The organism is Actinomyces haliotis (genome assembly GCF_015355765.1).
In the GTDB taxonomy this organism is placed as follows: domain Bacteria; phylum Actinomycetota; class Actinomycetes; order Actinomycetales; family Actinomycetaceae; genus Actinomyces; species Actinomyces haliotis.
Map to the genome: position 1 here is coordinate 17,719 of NZ_JACWNA010000019.1, position 15,596 is coordinate 33,314.

Sequence of the window (15,596 nt, forward strand, 5' to 3'; positions counted from 1 at the left end):
GTGACACTGGTGCCATGCGCACCAGCACCACGCGTGACGACCTCCTCATCGAGGTCGACCTGGGCCCCCGCGCCCGTGGGTACTTCACGACCCGCGGCACGGGGGCCCCGTCCGTCCCCGAGGCGACCACCGGTCCGAGCGCGGGGGAGGGGGACTACGCCGGACTCAATCTCGCCGCCCATGTCGGCGACGACCCTGCCCGCGTCGCCGCCTCCCGCGCTCTCCTCGAGGACGCCCTCGGCCTCGAGCGCGGCGGGATCGCCTGGATGAACCAGGTCCACTCGGCCACCGTCGCACGGGCCGTCCCGGGCGACGTGCCGACCGCCGACGCGCTCCTCCTCGACACCCGCGGCGCAGGCCCCCGCCCGCAGGCGGCAGCCGTCCTCGTCGCCGACTGCGTCCCCGTCCTCCTCGCCTCCGACGACGGCGCCGTCGTCGCCGCGGTCCACGCGGGCCGCAAGGGGATGCTCGACGGCGTCGTCGAGGCGGCTCTCGGGGCGATGGCGGAGGCCGGCGTCGAGCCGTGCGCCGTCCACGCCGCCATCGGGCCCTGCGTGTGCGGGCGCTGCTACGAGGTCCCGGAGGACACTCGTGCCGAGGCAGGTCTCATCGAGCCGACGAGCGCCTCGACGACGAGCTGGGGAACCCCGGCCCTCGACGTCGCCGCCGGCGTCCTCGCCCAGCTCGAGCGCAGTGGCGTCACCTCCATCACCCGGACCGGGCTCGGCGCGCACGCGGGGGAGGGGTCCTGGTGCACCCTCGAGGACGAGCGCTTCTACTCCTACCGCCGCGACGGCGTCACCGGCCGGATCGCGGGCGTCGTCGTGGCCGCGCCGCGGGACGGACGGGGCTGAGCGCGGTCCCGGGCTGGGGAGCTGACCCGGGCGCGCCTGACCGGGACCCCGGGCAGGTCACGGTGACACGCCGGTGCGAGATGAGGTGCCGGTTTCCGCCCACCCGATAACGTCTGCGTGTCCGGGCCGCCAGGGATCCGGACGGACAAGGAGCCGAACGATGAGCGCGCTGCGCAAGATGACGAACTTCCTGGGCTACTCAGAGCCCGCCGAGGACTCCTACGCGGACGAGGGCTACGCCCCCGTCGGCGAGGGGTACGCCGAGGACGGCTACGCCGCGACCGGCGCCACCTCCTACGCGCCCGCCGAGGAGACCGGCGAGTACGAGGCCTACGACTCCTACGAGGACGATGCCGCGCCGCGGCCGGTCGCTGTCCCCGACCTGCGCCGCATCGTCACGGTGCACCCCTCCACCTACAACGAGGCCCGCGTCATCGGCGAGTCCTTCCGCGACGGCGTCCCGGTCATCGTCAACCTCACCAACATGAGCGAGTCCGACGCCCGCCGCATGGTCGACTTCTCCGCCGGCCTCGTCTTCGGCCTCCACGGCGCCATCGAGCGCGTGACCCCCCGCGTCTTCCTCCTCACCCCCGCCAGCGTCGAGATCGACGGTGGCGACGGCGCCGAGGAGCCCCACGGCCGCTTCTTCAACCAGTCCTGAGCGAGGGCGCCCACGTGAGCGTCCTCTCGCCGATCCTCTCGATCATCTCGAGCCTCCTGGGGCTCTACCTGCTCATCCTCCTGGTTCGCGTCATCCTGGACTGGATCCAGCTCTTCGCGCGGCAGTGGCGTCCGAGCGGCGTCGTCCTCGTCATCGCGAACGTCGTCTACGGGCTCACCGATCCCCCGCTCAACTGGCTCCGTCGAGTCGTGCCCGTGCTCCGCATGGGCGCCATGGGGATCGACCTGTCCTTCCTGGTGCTGTACTTCGTCGTCGTGCTCGTCCAGAACCTCCTGGGCTTCACCTCGCGGCTCATGTGACCGGGGGAGCGCATCGGTCGACGCCCCCGTGCGTCAGCCGCTGCGGCCCCGTCCGCCCGACGCCCTCGCCGATCCCCTCGGCGAGGGCGCCCTCGTGTTCCGGCCTGCCCCCGTGCCTCGTGCCCAGGGGCGTCGGGGTCCTCCCGGGGCCGGCGCGGGATGCGGCGCCGCACACGGCCGGCCGCCTCGTGGGAGGGGGCGCGCTCACAGGGTCCTCCCAGTGCGCTGATGGGGCGCCGCAAGGGTTTCGGGTACTCTGTTGTCACGAGCGGCTACCGGTCGCACGATCAATCTTCCGCACAACATGAGGTGACGACTATGACGCTGCTTGCAGACGACGTCCTCAACAAGAAGTTCACGGCGACCAAGTTCCGCGAGGGCTACGAGCAGGACGAGGTCGACGAGTTCCTCGACGAGGTCGTCGAGGCGATGCGTCAGCTCGAGGCCGAGAACACCGACCTCAAGGCCAAGCTCGACGCCGCCAACGCGCGCGTCGAGGAGCTCAGCGAGGGCGGCACCACCGCGTCCTCCATCACCCCTGTCGAGGAGACCAGCACCGTCTCCGACGAGCCCGCCGAGGTCGTCGTCGAGGAGGAGTCCGTCGAGGAGACCGCCGCGCCGGTCGCCACCACCTCCGCCCAGGAGGCCGCTCCCGTCACCGCCGCTCCCGCGACCAGCACCTCCGCCCCGGCTGACGCCGCCGGCATGCTCGAGCTCGCCCAGCGTCTCCACGACGAGCACGTCGCCAACGGCAAGGCCGAGGAGCAGCGCCTCATCTCCGAGGCCAAGGCCTCCAGCGAGCAGATCCGCAAGGACGCCGAGGACCAGCGCGACCGCACCCTCGCCCAGCTCGAGAAGGAGCGCTCCGGCCTTGAGCACAAGATCGACGAGCTGCGCCGCTTCGAGTCGGACTACCGCGCCCGCCTCAAGAGCTACCTCAACAACCTGCTCACCCACGTTGAGGACGGCGACGACTCCGCCTCCCCGAGCCTGTGAGCCCTTCGCGGCGCTGAGACGCCCCGCCCACCCGAGGCGGACGCACCGGCACCGCACCCACCGTCGAACGAGGGCGGCGACCCGCACCCGGGTCGCCGCCCTCGCCGCAGCCACCGCCCCTGGAGGATCAGCACGTGACCACCGAGCCCGAGCATCACGGCTTTCGACGACTCGCCCACGGCCGACGCGCCGCGAGCTCGGCCGACGCCGCACCCGCCACGAGGCGGACCTCCCGGACGGCGCCCCGGGTGGAACCGCATGAGGAGGCGGAGCCCTTCGCCCGGACGCGGGCCGTGCCCGGAGGCCGAGCCGTGCTCGCGCTCCTGTGGGGCGTCGCGATCGCCGTGCTCGCCGTCGACCAGCTCACCAAGCTGTGGGCCGTGGCCTCGCTGTCCGACGGCCACCGCGTCAACGTGATCGGCGACTGGCTCACCCTCTACCTCATCCGCAACCCCGGCGCCGCCTTCTCCTTCGCGACCGGGCAGACGTGGATCTTCACCATCATCGCGGTCGCCGTGGCCGTCATCGTCGTGCGGGTCTCCCACCGGCTCGCCTCGCGGGCGTGGGCCGTGACCCTCGGCCTCGTCCTCGGTGGCGCCGTCGGCAACCTCATCGACCGGCTCGTGCGCAGCCCCGGGATCTTCCGGGGCCACGTCGTCGACTTCATCTCCTACGGCAGCCTGTTCATCGGCAACGTCGCGGACATCGCCATCGTCGTCGCCGCCTTCACCATCATGGCGCTCTCCCTCGTCGGCCTCGGCCTCGACGGCTCCCGGGCCTCGGGCGAGCGACGGGACGGGGAGAAGGCCGCCGCCGCCGTCCTCGGCGAGGGACCGGCGAGCCCGAGCAGCCCCTCGGGCGGCACGGCCGCCGGCGCACGGGCCGACGAGGGCCGGCCCGCCCTCGAGCTCGCCGAGCCGGATGACCGGGACGGGGAGAGGGCCTCGGACGACGGCCTCACCGCAGCGGAGGGCGCTGAGCCCGAGCGCGGCCAGGCCGATGGCGTGACCCCGCTCGGCTCCAACGGCCTCGAGGACGCGGAGGACGCTGAGGACACGGGCGCGGCCGGCCCCCTCGCCCCCGAGGAGGCCGAGCAGGACCTCGCCGCCGACGCCGCCACGGGCCACGGCGACGCCACCACGGCCGTCGGGCGCGCTCTGGACGAGGACACGACCGGCCTCGGCCACGCCAGCCTCGAGTCCGAGCCCAACGAGGTCCTCGATCCCGTCGAGGCCCCGGGCGGTCGCTCCCAGCACCACGTCGCCGAGCAGCAGCGCCGTGCCGAGGCCCTCGAGTCCGAGGACGAGGTGCCGCTGCTGTGAGCCTGCGCCTCATGCCCGTGCCCGACGGCCTCGTCGGTGAGCGCGTCGACGTCGCCCTGTCACGCATGACGGGCCTCTCCCGCTCCAAGGTCGGTGAGCTCTGTGCCGACGGCGGCGTGCGCGAGGGCGGCCGGGCCCTCGGCAAGTCCGACCGCCTCGCAGAGGGCGCCCTCCTCGAGGTCGACCTCCCCGACCCCAGGCCCGCGGAGCCGGTCGCCACGCCCGTCGTGGGCATGGGGATCCTCTACGAGGACGAGGACGTCGTCGTCGTCGACAAGCCCGCCGGCGTCGCTGCCCACCCCTCCATGGGCTGGGACGGCCCCGACGTCCTGGGCGCCCTCAAGGCGATGCACGTGCGCGTCGCGACCTCGGGCGCCGCCGAGCGCCAGGGCATCGTCTCCCGCCTCGACGTCGGCACCTCCGGCTGCATGATCGTCGCCAAGGGGGAGCGCGCCTACTCCGTGCTCAAGCAGTCCTTCCGCGAGCACACGGTCGAGAAGATCTACCACGCGCTCGTCCAGGGGCACCTGGACCCGACCTCCGGCACGATCGACGCCCCGATCGGCCGGCACCCGAGCCGCGAGTGGAAGATGGCGATCATCGACGGCGGGCGCGAGTCCGTCACCCACTACGACGTCATCGAGTCGATGCCGGCCGCCGACCTCGCCGAGGTCCACCTCGAGACCGGTCGCACGCACCAGATCCGCGTCCACATGTCCGCCGTCGGGCACCCCTGCGTCGGTGACGAGACCTACGGCGCCGACACCGATCTCACCGCGCGGACCGGCCTCGTGCGCCAGTGGCTCCACGCGCGTCGGCTCGGGATCGCGCACCCCATCACGGGGGAGTGGATGGTCTTCGAGTCGGAGTACCCGGACGACCTCGCCCACGCCCTCGACGTCCTCCGCCTGCCCTGAGGCGGCACGGTGGGCTGAGCCCGGCCGATCGACGCGGCGCGCCACGTCGCGTGCCGCCGGACCGCCGCCCACCCAGCCTGCCCGTTCCCCACCGAGACCGACCGCTGGAGCACCTGCCCCGGCGGGAGAGCGTCAGTCTCGACGCACGACGGCGGGGCACGGCAGGATGACCGTATGACCGCGTGCGACACCGCCACGTCCACCCGCCCCGGGTTCCCCCAGCTGTGCATCGAACCGGTGCGCGCCGTCGCCGAGCCCCTTTCCTTCGCCACCGCGCGCGGCGACGACGCCGATCCCGCCCTCGACGACCTGTGCCGCGGCGTCGCCGACGTCCGACTCGAGGTCTTCGTCGGGGAGCAGGAGGTCCCCTTCATCGAGGAGATCGACGCCCGGGACTTCGAGGCGACGACCTGGCACGTCCTCGCGTCCGGCGCCGACGGCGTCCCGCTCGGGGCCGCGCGTCTCCTCCTCGAGCCCGAGCATCCCGGCCAGGTCCACCTGGGCCGGCTCGCGGTTCGCCGGGCGACCCGCGGCACGGGCCTCGGAGCGCGACTCGTCGCCGCCGTCGAGGCCGCCGCCCTCGAGCACACCGCCGCGCCCCTCGACGCCGAGACGGCCGTCGCGGCTGGCGTCCCGAAGGGAACCGGGGCCGTCACCGTCGTCCTGTCGGCGCAGGAGCAGGCCATGGGCTTCTACGAGCGCTGCGGCTACCGGACCGTCAGCGGGGAGAGGTACCTCGACGCGGGGATCTGGCACCAGGACATGGCGCGTACCCTCACCTGGTGACGCCGGCCGGGCACCCCTCCCGCGGGCGGCGTGCGCTTTCTCGCACGGCACCCACGGCGCCGCCGGAATACCGCACGGTTCCAACGATCGGAGGTGCCCCGTCCCGCTCGTAGGCCCCTCCCGTCGCGCCCGCGCCAGCCCCTAGGATGCAGCCATGGCGGACACGAGCAGCACGGGGAACAACGGCGCGACCCAGGAGACCGGACCCAAGGACGACTTCGTCCACCTCCACGTCCACACCGACTACTCGATGCTCGACGGCGCCGGCAAGATCAAGGACTACGTCGCCGAGGCCAAGCGACTCGGTCAGCCCGCCCTCGCCATCACGGACCACGGCTACATGTTCGGCGCCTACGAGTTCTACGACGCCTGCAAGTCCGCCGGTATCAAGCCCATCATCGGCGTCGAGGCCTACATGACGCCCGGCACGTCCCGCTTCGACAAGACCCGCGTCTTCTGGGGCGACGAGTCCCAGCGCTCCGACGACGTCTCCGCCCGCGGCTCCTACACGCACATGACCCTCCTGTCCCGCAACGACGAGGGGCTCCACAACCTCATGCGGCTGGACTCCTACGCCTCCCTCGAGGGCCAGTTCGGCAAGAGCCCCCGCATGGACCGCGAGCTCCTGTCCCGCTACAGCGCCGGGCTCATCGGCACCTCGGGCTGCCCCTCCTCCGAGATCCAGACCCGCCTGCGCCTGGGGCAGTGGGACGAGGCGCTGCGCTGCGCCGGCGAGCTCCAGGACATCTTCGGCAAGGAATTCTTCTACGTCGAGCTCATGGACCACGGGCTCGAGATCGAACGGCGCGTCACCAAGGACCTCCTGCGCCTCGCCAAGGAGATCGGCGCCCCGCTCATCGCCACGAACGACTCCCACTACGTGCGCCCTGACGACCGCGTCGTCCAGGACGCCATGCTGTGCATCAACTCCGGCTCCGTCCTCACCGACCCGGACCGCTTCCACTTCGACGGCGACTCCTACTACCTGCGCCCCGGCCACGAGATGCGCGAGCTCTTCAAGGAGATGCCCGAGGCCTGCGACAACACGCTCCTCGTCGCCGAGCAGTGCGACGTCCACTACAAGAGCGTCGACGAGGGCGCCTCCTTCATGCCCGCCTTCCCCGTCCCCGAGGGCGAGACCATGGAGTCCTGGTTCATCAAGGAGTGCTGGGAGGGGATGGACAAGCGCTTCCACGGCAACATCCCCGACGACTGCCGCGCCCAGGCCGAGTACGAGATCGGCGTCATCGTCCAGATGGGCTTCCCCGGGTACTTCCTCGTCGTCGCCGACTACATCAACTGGGCCAAGGACCACGGCATCCGCGTCGGGCCGGGCCGAGGCTCCGGCGCCGGCTCCATCGTCGCCTACGCCATGGGCATCACCGAGCTCAACCCGCTCAACCACGGCCTCATCTTCGAGCGCTTCCTCAACCCCGAGCGCATCTCGATGCCCGACATCGACGTCGACTTCGACGAGCGCCGTCGTGAGGAGGTCATCGACTACGTCAAGGAGAAGTACGGCGCCGACAAGATCAGCCAGGTCGTCACCTACGGCGTCATCAAGGCCAAGCAGTCCCTCAAGGACTCCAGCCGCGTCATGGGCTACCCCTACGCCGTCGGCGACCGGCTCACCAAGGCGATGCCGCCCTCCATCCAGGGCAAGGACATCTCCATCAACGGCATCTTCAACCCCGACGACAAGCGCTACGGGGAGGCCGAGGAGTTCCGCAAGCTCCACGCCGAGGACCCCGACGCCCAGAAGATCGTCGACCTCGCCCGCGGGCTGGAGGGCATGACCCGCCAGTGGGGCGTCCACGCCTGCGCCGTCATCATGTCCTCCGCGACGCTCACCGACGTCATCCCCATGATGCAGCGCCTCCAGGACGGCGCCTACATCACCCAGTTCGACTACCCGACCTGCGAGCACCTCGGCCTGCTCAAGATGGACTTCCTGGGCCTGAGGAACCTCACGGTCATCTCCGACGCCCTGGAGAACATCGTCGCCAACGGCAAGGACCCGGTCGACATCGACCACATCGAGCTCGACGACCGCGAGACCTACCAGATGCTCGCCCGCGGCGAGACCCTCGGCGTCTTCCAGCTCGACGGCGGCGGCATGCGCACCCTGCTGCGCCTCATGAAGCCCGACAACTTCGAGGACATCTCCGCCGTCGGCGCCCTCTACCGCCCCGGCCCCATGGGCGCGGACTCGCACACGAACTACGCGCTGCGCAAGAACGGTCTCCAGGAGATCGTCCCGATCCACCCCGAGCTCAAGGACGCCCTCGAGCCCATCCTGTCGACGACGTACGGCCTCATCGTCTACCAGGAGCAGGTCATGAAGATCGCCCAGGAGCTCGCGGGCTTCTCCCTGGGCAAGGCCGACAAGCTCCGCAAGGCCATGGGCAAGAAGAAGCCCGAGATCCTGGCCAAGGAGTTCGTCGGCTTCCGGCAGGGCATGCTGGACAACGGCTACTCCGAGGAGTCCATCCAGACCCTGTGGGACGTCGTCGTCCCCTTCTCCGCCTACGCCTTCAACAAGGCGCACTCGGCGGCCTACGGCGTCGTCACCTACTGGACGGCCTTCCTCAAGTGCCACTACCCGACCGAGTACATGGCCGCGATCCTCACGTCCCAGAAGGACAACAAGGACAAGCTCGCCGTCTACCTCGGCGAGTGCCGCCACATGGGCATCCAGGTGCTCCCGCCGGACGTCAACGACTCGCGCGCCCAGTTCTCCGCCGTCGGGGACGACATCCGCTTCGGCCTGGCCGCGATCCGCAACGTCGGCACGAACGTCGTCGACGGGATCATCGCCGCCCGCGAGGAGAAGGGCGCCTTCACCAGCTTCGAGGACTTTCTCGACAAGGTGCCCGCCGTGGTCTGCAACAAGCGCACCATCGACTCCCTCATCAAGGCCGGCGCCTTCGACTCACTCGGCCAGACCCGGCGCAGCCTCCAGGCCTGCCACGAGGACTTCGTCGACGAGGTCATCGGCGTCAAGCGCAACGAGGCCGCCGGCCAGTTCGACCTCTTCGCCTCCCTCATGGGCGGCGACGACGCCGGCACCGACGACGTCTTCGGCAACGGCCCCGTCTTCTCCACCGAGGTGCCCAACCTCCCCGAGTGGGACAAGAAGGACAAGCTCGCCTACGAGCGCGACATGCTCGGCCTGTACGTCTCCGACCACCCGCTGCTGGGCCTCGAGGGCGTCCTCGGCAAGCTCGCCGACGTCGAGATCGCCGACCTCATCGAGAACGAGGAGCGTCCCGACGGCGCCATGGTGACCGTCGCCGGCCTCATCACCTCCCTGCAGCGCAAGACGACGAAGCAGGGCAACCTCTGGGCCATCGCCCAGATCGAGGACCTCGGGGGAAGTGTGGAGGCGCTGTTCTTCCCGAGCACCTACCAGACGGTCTCGACGATGCTCGCCCCGGACACGGTCGTGACGGTGCGCGGGCGCCTCAACCGCAGGGACGGCCAGGTGGCGCTGTACGCGCAGGAGATGACGATCCCGGACGTCTCCTCCGCGACGCACGAGGCCGTCACCATCACGCTGCCCAGCAACCGCTGCACCGGGCCGCTCGTGGAGCGGCTGCGCGACGTTCTCACGAAGCATCCCGGGATGTCGACGGTGCGCCTCAACCTCACGAGCCCGGGCCGCGAGGTACGCACGCAGCTCGACAACTCCCTACGAGTGGAGGCCTCGCAGGCCTTCTACTCCGACATCAAGGCCCTGCTCGGCCCGGGGTGCCTGAGGCACTGACGGGGGCGGGCGCGCCGTTCAGTCGGTGAGGGCGACGACGGCGCCGTCGGCTCCGGAGGGGAGCTCGACCTCGACGACGTCGCCGTCGGCGAGGTGGTGACCGCGGCGCGTCTCCACCTCGCCGTTGACGAGGACGTCGCCGGACTGGACGGCGACGCGCGCCTCCGAGCCGTCCTCGACGAGGTTGGCGAGCTTGAGGAACTGACCGAGCTTGATCTCGCCGCGCACGGGCACGGCCGGGTAGCTGGAGGCAGGGGACGTCGTCATGGCGTCAGTCTCCCAGAGAGCGGCCGCCCGGGTCGCCACGGCGCCCCAACGGGACCGGAGGGATGCCCCGGAACGAATGATGCCGAATCCCCGTTAGCACGATTCGTCGCAGGTGACATACAGAAAATACCGGTTTGCTAGCACGAGCCGGCAGTCGTTGCAACCGTCACAAGGCTCTGAACTGCGATTTTGCGGTGCAAACGTGCCGCTCCCCACTCAAGGTCGCTCTTGCGTCACGGCATGGTCACAATACGATAAACGCACCTCACTCCCTCACGACTGGAGCATCCATGCGTCGGCTCGTCGCAGCCCTCACCTCCCTCCTCCTGGGACTGACCCTCATGACCCTCGCGGTTCCGACGGCGCAAGCCGCGGGTCGCACCTACCACGTCTCACCATCGGCCTCGGCTGGGGGCGACGGTTCCGCGTCGAGCCCGTTCCGCACCATTGCCGCGGCGCTCGCCAAGGCCGGTAACGGCGACACCATCGAGCTCGCCAACGGCACGTACCGGGAGGGGAACCTGTACGTCCGCAAGGCCGTCGCCATCCGCGCCGCGTCGGGAGCGCACCCCGTCATCTCCGGCGCGACCACGGTCAGCGGGTGGGCCGCGAGCGGCAACGGGACGTGGAGCGTCGGCAACCAGGTCCGGTACTGCACCGTGTGCACGGCGGACGCCGACCCCACGAAGGAGGGGATGGCCGCCCATCCCGAGCAGGTCTTCGTCGACGGCTCGCCCCTGACCCAGGTCGGCTCCCGCTCGGCGGTCACCGCCTCGAGCTTCTACGTCGCCGACTCGGACCCCGTCACCCTCAAGTCCGCGCACAACAACCGCGCCGGCTACAACGTCAAGCCGCACCGCGGTACTACTTACGTCATCGGCGTCGACCCGAGCAAGCACCGCGTCGAGATCGTCCAGCACGCCCGGGCCCTCACGGTCGCCGCCAACGGAGCCTCCATCAGCGGCCTGACGGTCGAGAAGTACTCGCCCGTCCAGCAGTCCGACTACAAGGATCCTGAGATCGGCAACGCCACCGGCTCCTCCATGGTGACGATCTCCGGGACGAACACGTCGGTCACCGACTCCACCTTCCGGTACTCCGCGGCGGGCCCGGCCGTGTCCGTCTCGAACGCGACGAGCACGACGCTGCGCAACGACTCCTTCGTCAACAACGGCGGCAACGGCCTCGGCGGCTTCCAGTCCTCCGGGATCACGGTGGAGCGCAGCTCCTTCACGGGCAACAACAGCGCCGGCTTCGTCTCCGCCTCCTGCGGCGCCTACTGCGTCGTCGCGGACACGAAGATCGTGCGCTCCACGGACGTGCGCTACGCCTACAACACGGTTGACTACTCGGACGCCGGGGTCGACTACGCCGACCCGGACGTCTTCGCCAACGAGCGGCGCGCCGCCGTCTGGTTCGACGAGGGCGTCATCAACTCCCAGGTCGTCGGAAACTACTTCGTCAACAACCCCGTCGCCGTGCTCGATGAGGTCTCCAAGGGCGACGTCATCGCCTCCAACCTCATCGAGGGGGCCGGCGTCGGCATCCACGTCGCCGGCTCCGAGGACACCCGGATCTGGAACAACACGGTATCCCACGCCCTCACCAGCGTCATCATCCGCGAGGACGACCGGACGGACGCCTGCCAGTCGCGTGACTCCGCGAAGCGCTGCACCTCCTACGAGACCTGGTCGAAGAACCACGGCCTCACCTGGAACGTCCACGGCACCGAGCTCTACAACAACATCCTCTCCTCCGAGGAGATGGCCACGAGCGGGGACGTCTACGCGTACTCCCCGATGCTCCAGGTCGTCGGCGCGACCAACGACGACGGCGTCACCCAGGTCTGGGCGAACCGGATGATCTACGGCATCGACTACAACGTGTACTACCGGGCGAAGGCGTCGACCACCTCGACCGCCATCCTGTGGCGCTCCGGCCCGAACCGCGGCACCGACGGCATCAACGCCGTCCACCTGTCCGACTTCCGCAACAGCCCGGTCGTCCAGACGCGGGGCGAGGAGCTCCACGGCCTCGAGCTTCTCGGTACCCGAGCGGCGAACCCGATCTTCGTGCGCGAGTCCGCGAACCCGAGGGCGTGGAAGACCTCGGACTTCCACCTCAGCGCGAGCAGCCCGGCCCACGCCAAGGGAGCCAAGCTGCCCGACGACATCGCCTCGATGCTGGGCGTTCCGGCCGTCGAGGGGGACCGGGGCGTGCTCGTCAACGCCGCGTGGTGAGAGCGCTGACGATCTGAGACGGGACGGGTCCCGGCTGCGTGTCGCGCGGCCGGGACCCGCTCGCTTCCCGGGGTTCGTGCCCGACTGGCGAGAAGCCGCGTGCGAGCGACAGACGATCACAATAGGATCACGGTGTACGGGGCGCTCCCTCGCGTCCCGTACCGCTGATTCGACGACCGGTTTTCCCTGCGAACCGTCCGCTCCCGTGACTCGGGGTGCGCGCGGACCCGGGACGCCTCGGGGACCGTCGCGCCGAACCAGGTCCCGCGCAGCGGTCGTGCGTGACGCGCGCCAGTGGGGGTGCGCTGCGACGCGCTCCGCCGGCCGGCTCCGGGAGCGGGGTGGGGGAGGATGGGGTCCATGACCACGTTCTCCCCCTCCTTCGTGTCCGGGGACCTCCCCGGGGGCGCGCCGCAGGTCGCCCCGTCTGCGGGGTCCGACGACGCGGCCGCGGACGACGTCGTCGACCTGGACGACGCACTGACCTGCGACGCCGTCCCGTCCCTCGTCCTCACAGAGGGCGAGCGGTACCCCGTCGGCGAGCGACTCTTCACGCTGACCCCGCGCCTCGCGGAGGCGACCCGCCGCGCCCGCGCCGTCCTCATCGAAGCGGCCCGCCACGGGGAGGTGCTCACCTACGGCGAGCTGTCCGAGGAGATCGACGGGATCGTCCTGCCCCGGCACATGGGGCCGCTCATGCACATGCTCGGCCACGACTGCCGCCTGCGCGACGAGCCGCTCCTTCCCGCCCTCGTCGTCAGCAAGGCGAAGGGCGAGGTCGGCTCCGACGACGACGCCTGGGCCGCCCCGGAGCGCCGGGCCGCGTGGGAGTACTGGGGCGAGCGCTGACCGAGCCCTGGCCGAGCACGGAGGCGCTCCTGCACGGCTGCGGTGCCCCGCAGGTTTCCGGCACGTGACGCACGAGCGGCTGCTCGACTCGTTCCCGAAACGTGTCCGTGATCTCCTGCCAGGCGGCAGCGCCGTACCCCGCGGCGTCCCCTCCCGGAGGTGAACGATGTCGTCAGAACCGGTGGTCCACGCCTCGAGCGACCTGCGGCACGCCGCGCTCAACACTCTGCGCGGCTGCCTCGGCAACCTCGTCGAGTGGTACGACGTCTACACGTACACGGTCTTCGTCACCTACTTCGAGGCCCAGTTCTTCGACCCGGCGGACAAGAACTCGACGATCTACGCCTACGCCGTCTTCGCCATCACCTTCGTCATGCGGCCGCTCGGCTCCTGGTGGTTCGGGCGCTTCGCGGACCGTCACGGACGCCGCGCCTCCCTCAGCCTGTCCGTGACCATCATGGCGGGGGCGAGCCTCGTCGTCGCCTGCCTGCCCACGCGGGGCTCGATCGGCGCCTGGGCCGCGGTCCTCCTCATCTGCTGCCGCCTCGTCCAGGGATTCGCCACCGGCGGCGAGTACGGCACATCCGCCACGTACATGTCCGAGACCGCGACCCGCGACCGCCGCGGATTCCTCTCCAGCTTCCAGTACGTCACGCTCGTCGGCGGCCAGGTCCTCGCCCAGCTCACGCTCCTCATCCTCACCAGTGTCCTCACCGACGCCCAGCTCCACGCCTGGGGCTGGCGCATCCCCTTCGTCATCGGCGGCCTGGGCGCCTTCGTCGTCCTGTGGATCCGCCGCTCGATGGAGGAGTCGCTCTCCGAGGGGCACCTCCAGGAGATCGCCGAGGGCAAGGACCGCCAGTCCGGCTCCCTGTCCGAGCTGCTCACGCACTACTGGCGCCCGCTGCTCCTCGTCTTCCTCATTACGCTCGGCGGGACGATCGCCTTCTACGTCTACTCGGTCAACGCTCCCGCGATGGTCAAGGCCGCCTACAAGGGGCAGCCGGGCACCGCGACCTGGATCAACCTCGCCGCGCTCGTCATCCTCATGGTCCTCCAGCCGGTGTACGGCCTCATCTCGGACCGGATCGGCCGCAAGCCACTGCTCGTCTTCTTCGGCTGCGGCGCGCTCGTCTACACCTACGTCCTCATCCACTTCCTGCCGCGCACGACGACCCCGGCGATGAGCCTCCTGCTGCTCGTGGGCGCCTACGTCTTCCTCACCGGCTACACGTCGATCAACGCCCTGGTGAAGGCGGAGCAGTTCCCGGCGCACGTGCGGGCCCTCGGCGTCGGTCTCGGCTACGGGCTCGCGAACTCGATCTTCGGCGGGACCGCGCCGATGATCTACGAGTGGGCCAAGTCCCGCGACGCCGTCGGCGCCTTCATCGCCTACGTGACCGTCTGCGTCGCCATCTCGCTGGTGGTCTACGTCTTCTTCCTGACGAACAAGGGGGACACGCACCTCGACTCCGAGCAGGGTCACTCCTTCCGCCGCGACTGAGCAGGCGAGGACGGCGGGCGGGCCGTCATCGGTCCCGAGGAGTGAGCCCCGTCATCAGGGTGCAGCCCGGGATCGCCCTGTCTGAAACACGGCGGGCGTGTCATGACGGCGCCCGTTGAGACGCCCCACATGCTCCCGCCCCTGGAAGGAACCCCGTCATGCCGACGACGCCGACCACCGCCCGCCCGCTCATCGAGCGCGGCGGGGCCACGATCAGCGAGGAGGTCGCCGCCGCCGTCCCGCTGCTGAGGAACACCTGCCCCTTTGACGTCACGCACCACCCGGGGCTGTCGATCCCCGCCGGCGAGGTGGACGGGCTGCCCGCCGGGATGATGTTCGTCGGCAAGCACTTCGACGAGGCGATGCTGTACGGGTCTCCGCCGCCTACGAGGCGACGGGGGAGGGCTTGTACCGTTGACGGGCGCTGCGATGCGTCGGCGTGGACTCAGCGCTCGAGCGCACGCACCGCGCGGTGGGAGGAACGAAGCATCCACGGCACGCAGGCCAGGGCCCCGACCCCGACGGCGATGCCCGCCGCACCCACGGTGCTCTGGGTAGCCGAGGGGGAGAGGAGCCCGGCGGTGCAGGCGATGCCCGCGGCGAGGCAGATGATGGCCGCGAGGCCGCAACAGGCCGCCATGGCACCAGCCGCCGACGCGGCGGCTCGCTGGGCCGCGTACCACGCCTCGTCCGAGGCCATCGACCAGCTCGTGCGCACGCCCGCCCAGTGCTGCCGCGGCAGCACGTCCGCCAGCGAGCGGCGACACACCCAGGCGACGGCGGCTGCCGCCGCGCCCAGGACCAGTGCCATCGGGAGGGCGAGGGCGACGGCCGAGGTGGTGGTCGGGGTCATGGACTCATTCTTGCCTGGGTAGCGGTTCTTCGGGGAGTGTGCGTCGTTCTACCGGCGCTCGCTCTCCGTTCTGGTGCAGCGACGTCCCGCCTCACACCCGGATGGGCTCATGTTGATCTCGATGATGTGCATCAACGCTATGGATTGAGCCCTCGGACTCGTGGAGCAACGCCACGTGCCCTCCCGGGACCTCGATGGACAGGACGCGGGCACTGGATGGAGCGAACCTGAATGGTGAGTGAAGTCGTGCCGCAGCGCATT

The 15,596-nt window shown here is 70.6% G+C and carries 13 protein-coding genes and 1 pseudogene; 12 read left to right on the plus strand and 2 right to left on the minus strand.

Going from position 1 to position 15,596, the window contains the following annotated elements:
• The first annotated feature begins 14 nt into the window (after positions 1–14).
• The 8 genes from IXW69_RS08805 (at position 15) to dnaE (ending at position 9,622) form a co-directional block, all read left to right on the plus strand.
• Positions 15–854: a polyphenol oxidase family protein gene (locus tag IXW69_RS08805; protein ID WP_194785972.1), complete on the plus strand. Its 840-nt coding sequence runs from the start codon at positions 15–17 to the stop codon at positions 852–854.
• Positions 855–1,014: 160 nt separating this feature from the next.
• Positions 1,015–1,515 carry a cell division protein SepF gene (locus IXW69_RS08810; protein WP_194785973.1) on the plus strand — a complete coding sequence of 167 codons (501 nt, stop codon included), beginning with the start codon at positions 1,015–1,017 and terminating at the stop codon, positions 1,513–1,515.
• Positions 1,516–1,529: 14 nt separating this feature from the next.
• Entirely contained in the window at positions 1,530–1,835 is a 306-nt protein-coding gene (locus IXW69_RS08815; RefSeq protein ID WP_194785974.1) for a YggT family protein, read from the plus strand.
• A 318-nt stretch (positions 1,836–2,153) separates the two neighbouring features.
• On the plus strand, positions 2,154–2,831 hold the full coding sequence (locus IXW69_RS08820; RefSeq protein WP_194785975.1) for a DivIVA domain-containing protein: 678 nt from the start codon (positions 2,154–2,156) through the stop codon (positions 2,829–2,831).
• 134 nt (positions 2,832–2,965) lie between these two features.
• Positions 2,966–4,153 carry a signal peptidase II gene (gene lspA, locus IXW69_RS12070; protein WP_323745259.1) on the plus strand — a complete coding sequence of 396 codons (1,188 nt, stop codon included), beginning with the start codon at positions 2,966–2,968 and terminating at the stop codon, positions 4,151–4,153.
• Positions 4,150–5,070: an RluA family pseudouridine synthase gene (locus tag IXW69_RS08830; RefSeq protein WP_194785976.1), complete on the plus strand. Its 921-nt coding sequence runs from the start codon at positions 4,150–4,152 to the stop codon at positions 5,068–5,070. The genes lspA and IXW69_RS08830 overlap by 4 nt, the downstream gene beginning before the upstream one ends.
• A gap of 174 nt (positions 5,071–5,244) precedes the next feature.
• The gene (locus IXW69_RS08835) at positions 5,245–5,856 is read left to right on the plus strand and encodes a GNAT family N-acetyltransferase (RefSeq protein ID WP_194785977.1); all 612 of its coding nucleotides are present in this window, start codon (positions 5,245–5,247) and stop codon (positions 5,854–5,856) included.
• Positions 5,857–6,010: 154 nt separating this feature from the next.
• Complete coding sequence (gene dnaE / locus IXW69_RS08840; RefSeq protein WP_194785978.1) at positions 6,011–9,622, plus strand: DNA polymerase III subunit alpha; 3,612 nt, start codon at positions 6,011–6,013, stop codon at positions 9,620–9,622.
• A gap of 18 nt (positions 9,623–9,640) precedes the next feature.
• Here dnaE and IXW69_RS08845 read toward each other — a convergent pair whose 3' ends face one another.
• A complete protein-coding gene (locus IXW69_RS08845) occupies positions 9,641–9,889 on the minus strand; it encodes an RNA-binding S4 domain-containing protein (protein ID WP_194785979.1) in 249 nt (82 codons plus the stop codon).
• A 290-nt stretch (positions 9,890–10,179) separates the two neighbouring features.
• Between IXW69_RS08845 and IXW69_RS08850 the strand changes: the two genes are divergently transcribed.
• The 4 genes and pseudogenes from IXW69_RS08850 to IXW69_RS12210 form a co-directional block, all read left to right on the plus strand.
• Positions 10,180–12,129 (plus strand): NosD domain-containing protein, encoded by a 1,950-nt coding sequence (locus IXW69_RS08850; RefSeq protein WP_194785980.1) that lies wholly within the window; start codon positions 10,180–10,182, stop codon positions 12,127–12,129.
• A 468-nt stretch (positions 12,130–12,597) separates the two neighbouring features.
• Positions 12,598–12,978, plus strand: coding sequence for a hypothetical protein (locus IXW69_RS08855; RefSeq protein ID WP_407646559.1), 381 nt, complete (start codon positions 12,598–12,600; stop codon positions 12,976–12,978).
• A 166-nt stretch (positions 12,979–13,144) separates the two neighbouring features.
• Entirely contained in the window at positions 13,145–14,482 is a 1,338-nt protein-coding gene (locus IXW69_RS08860) for an MFS transporter (RefSeq protein WP_194785981.1), read from the plus strand.
• A 158-nt stretch (positions 14,483–14,640) separates the two neighbouring features.
• A pseudogene (locus IXW69_RS12210) lies at positions 14,641–14,838 on the plus strand (hypothetical protein); the annotation flags it as partial.
• 89 nt (positions 14,839–14,927) lie between these two features.
• Here the strand turns inward: IXW69_RS12210 and IXW69_RS08870 are convergent.
• Entirely contained in the window at positions 14,928–15,335 is a 408-nt protein-coding gene (locus IXW69_RS08870) for an SdpI family protein (protein WP_194785982.1), read from the minus strand.
• Positions 15,336–15,596: the final 261 nt, after the last annotated feature.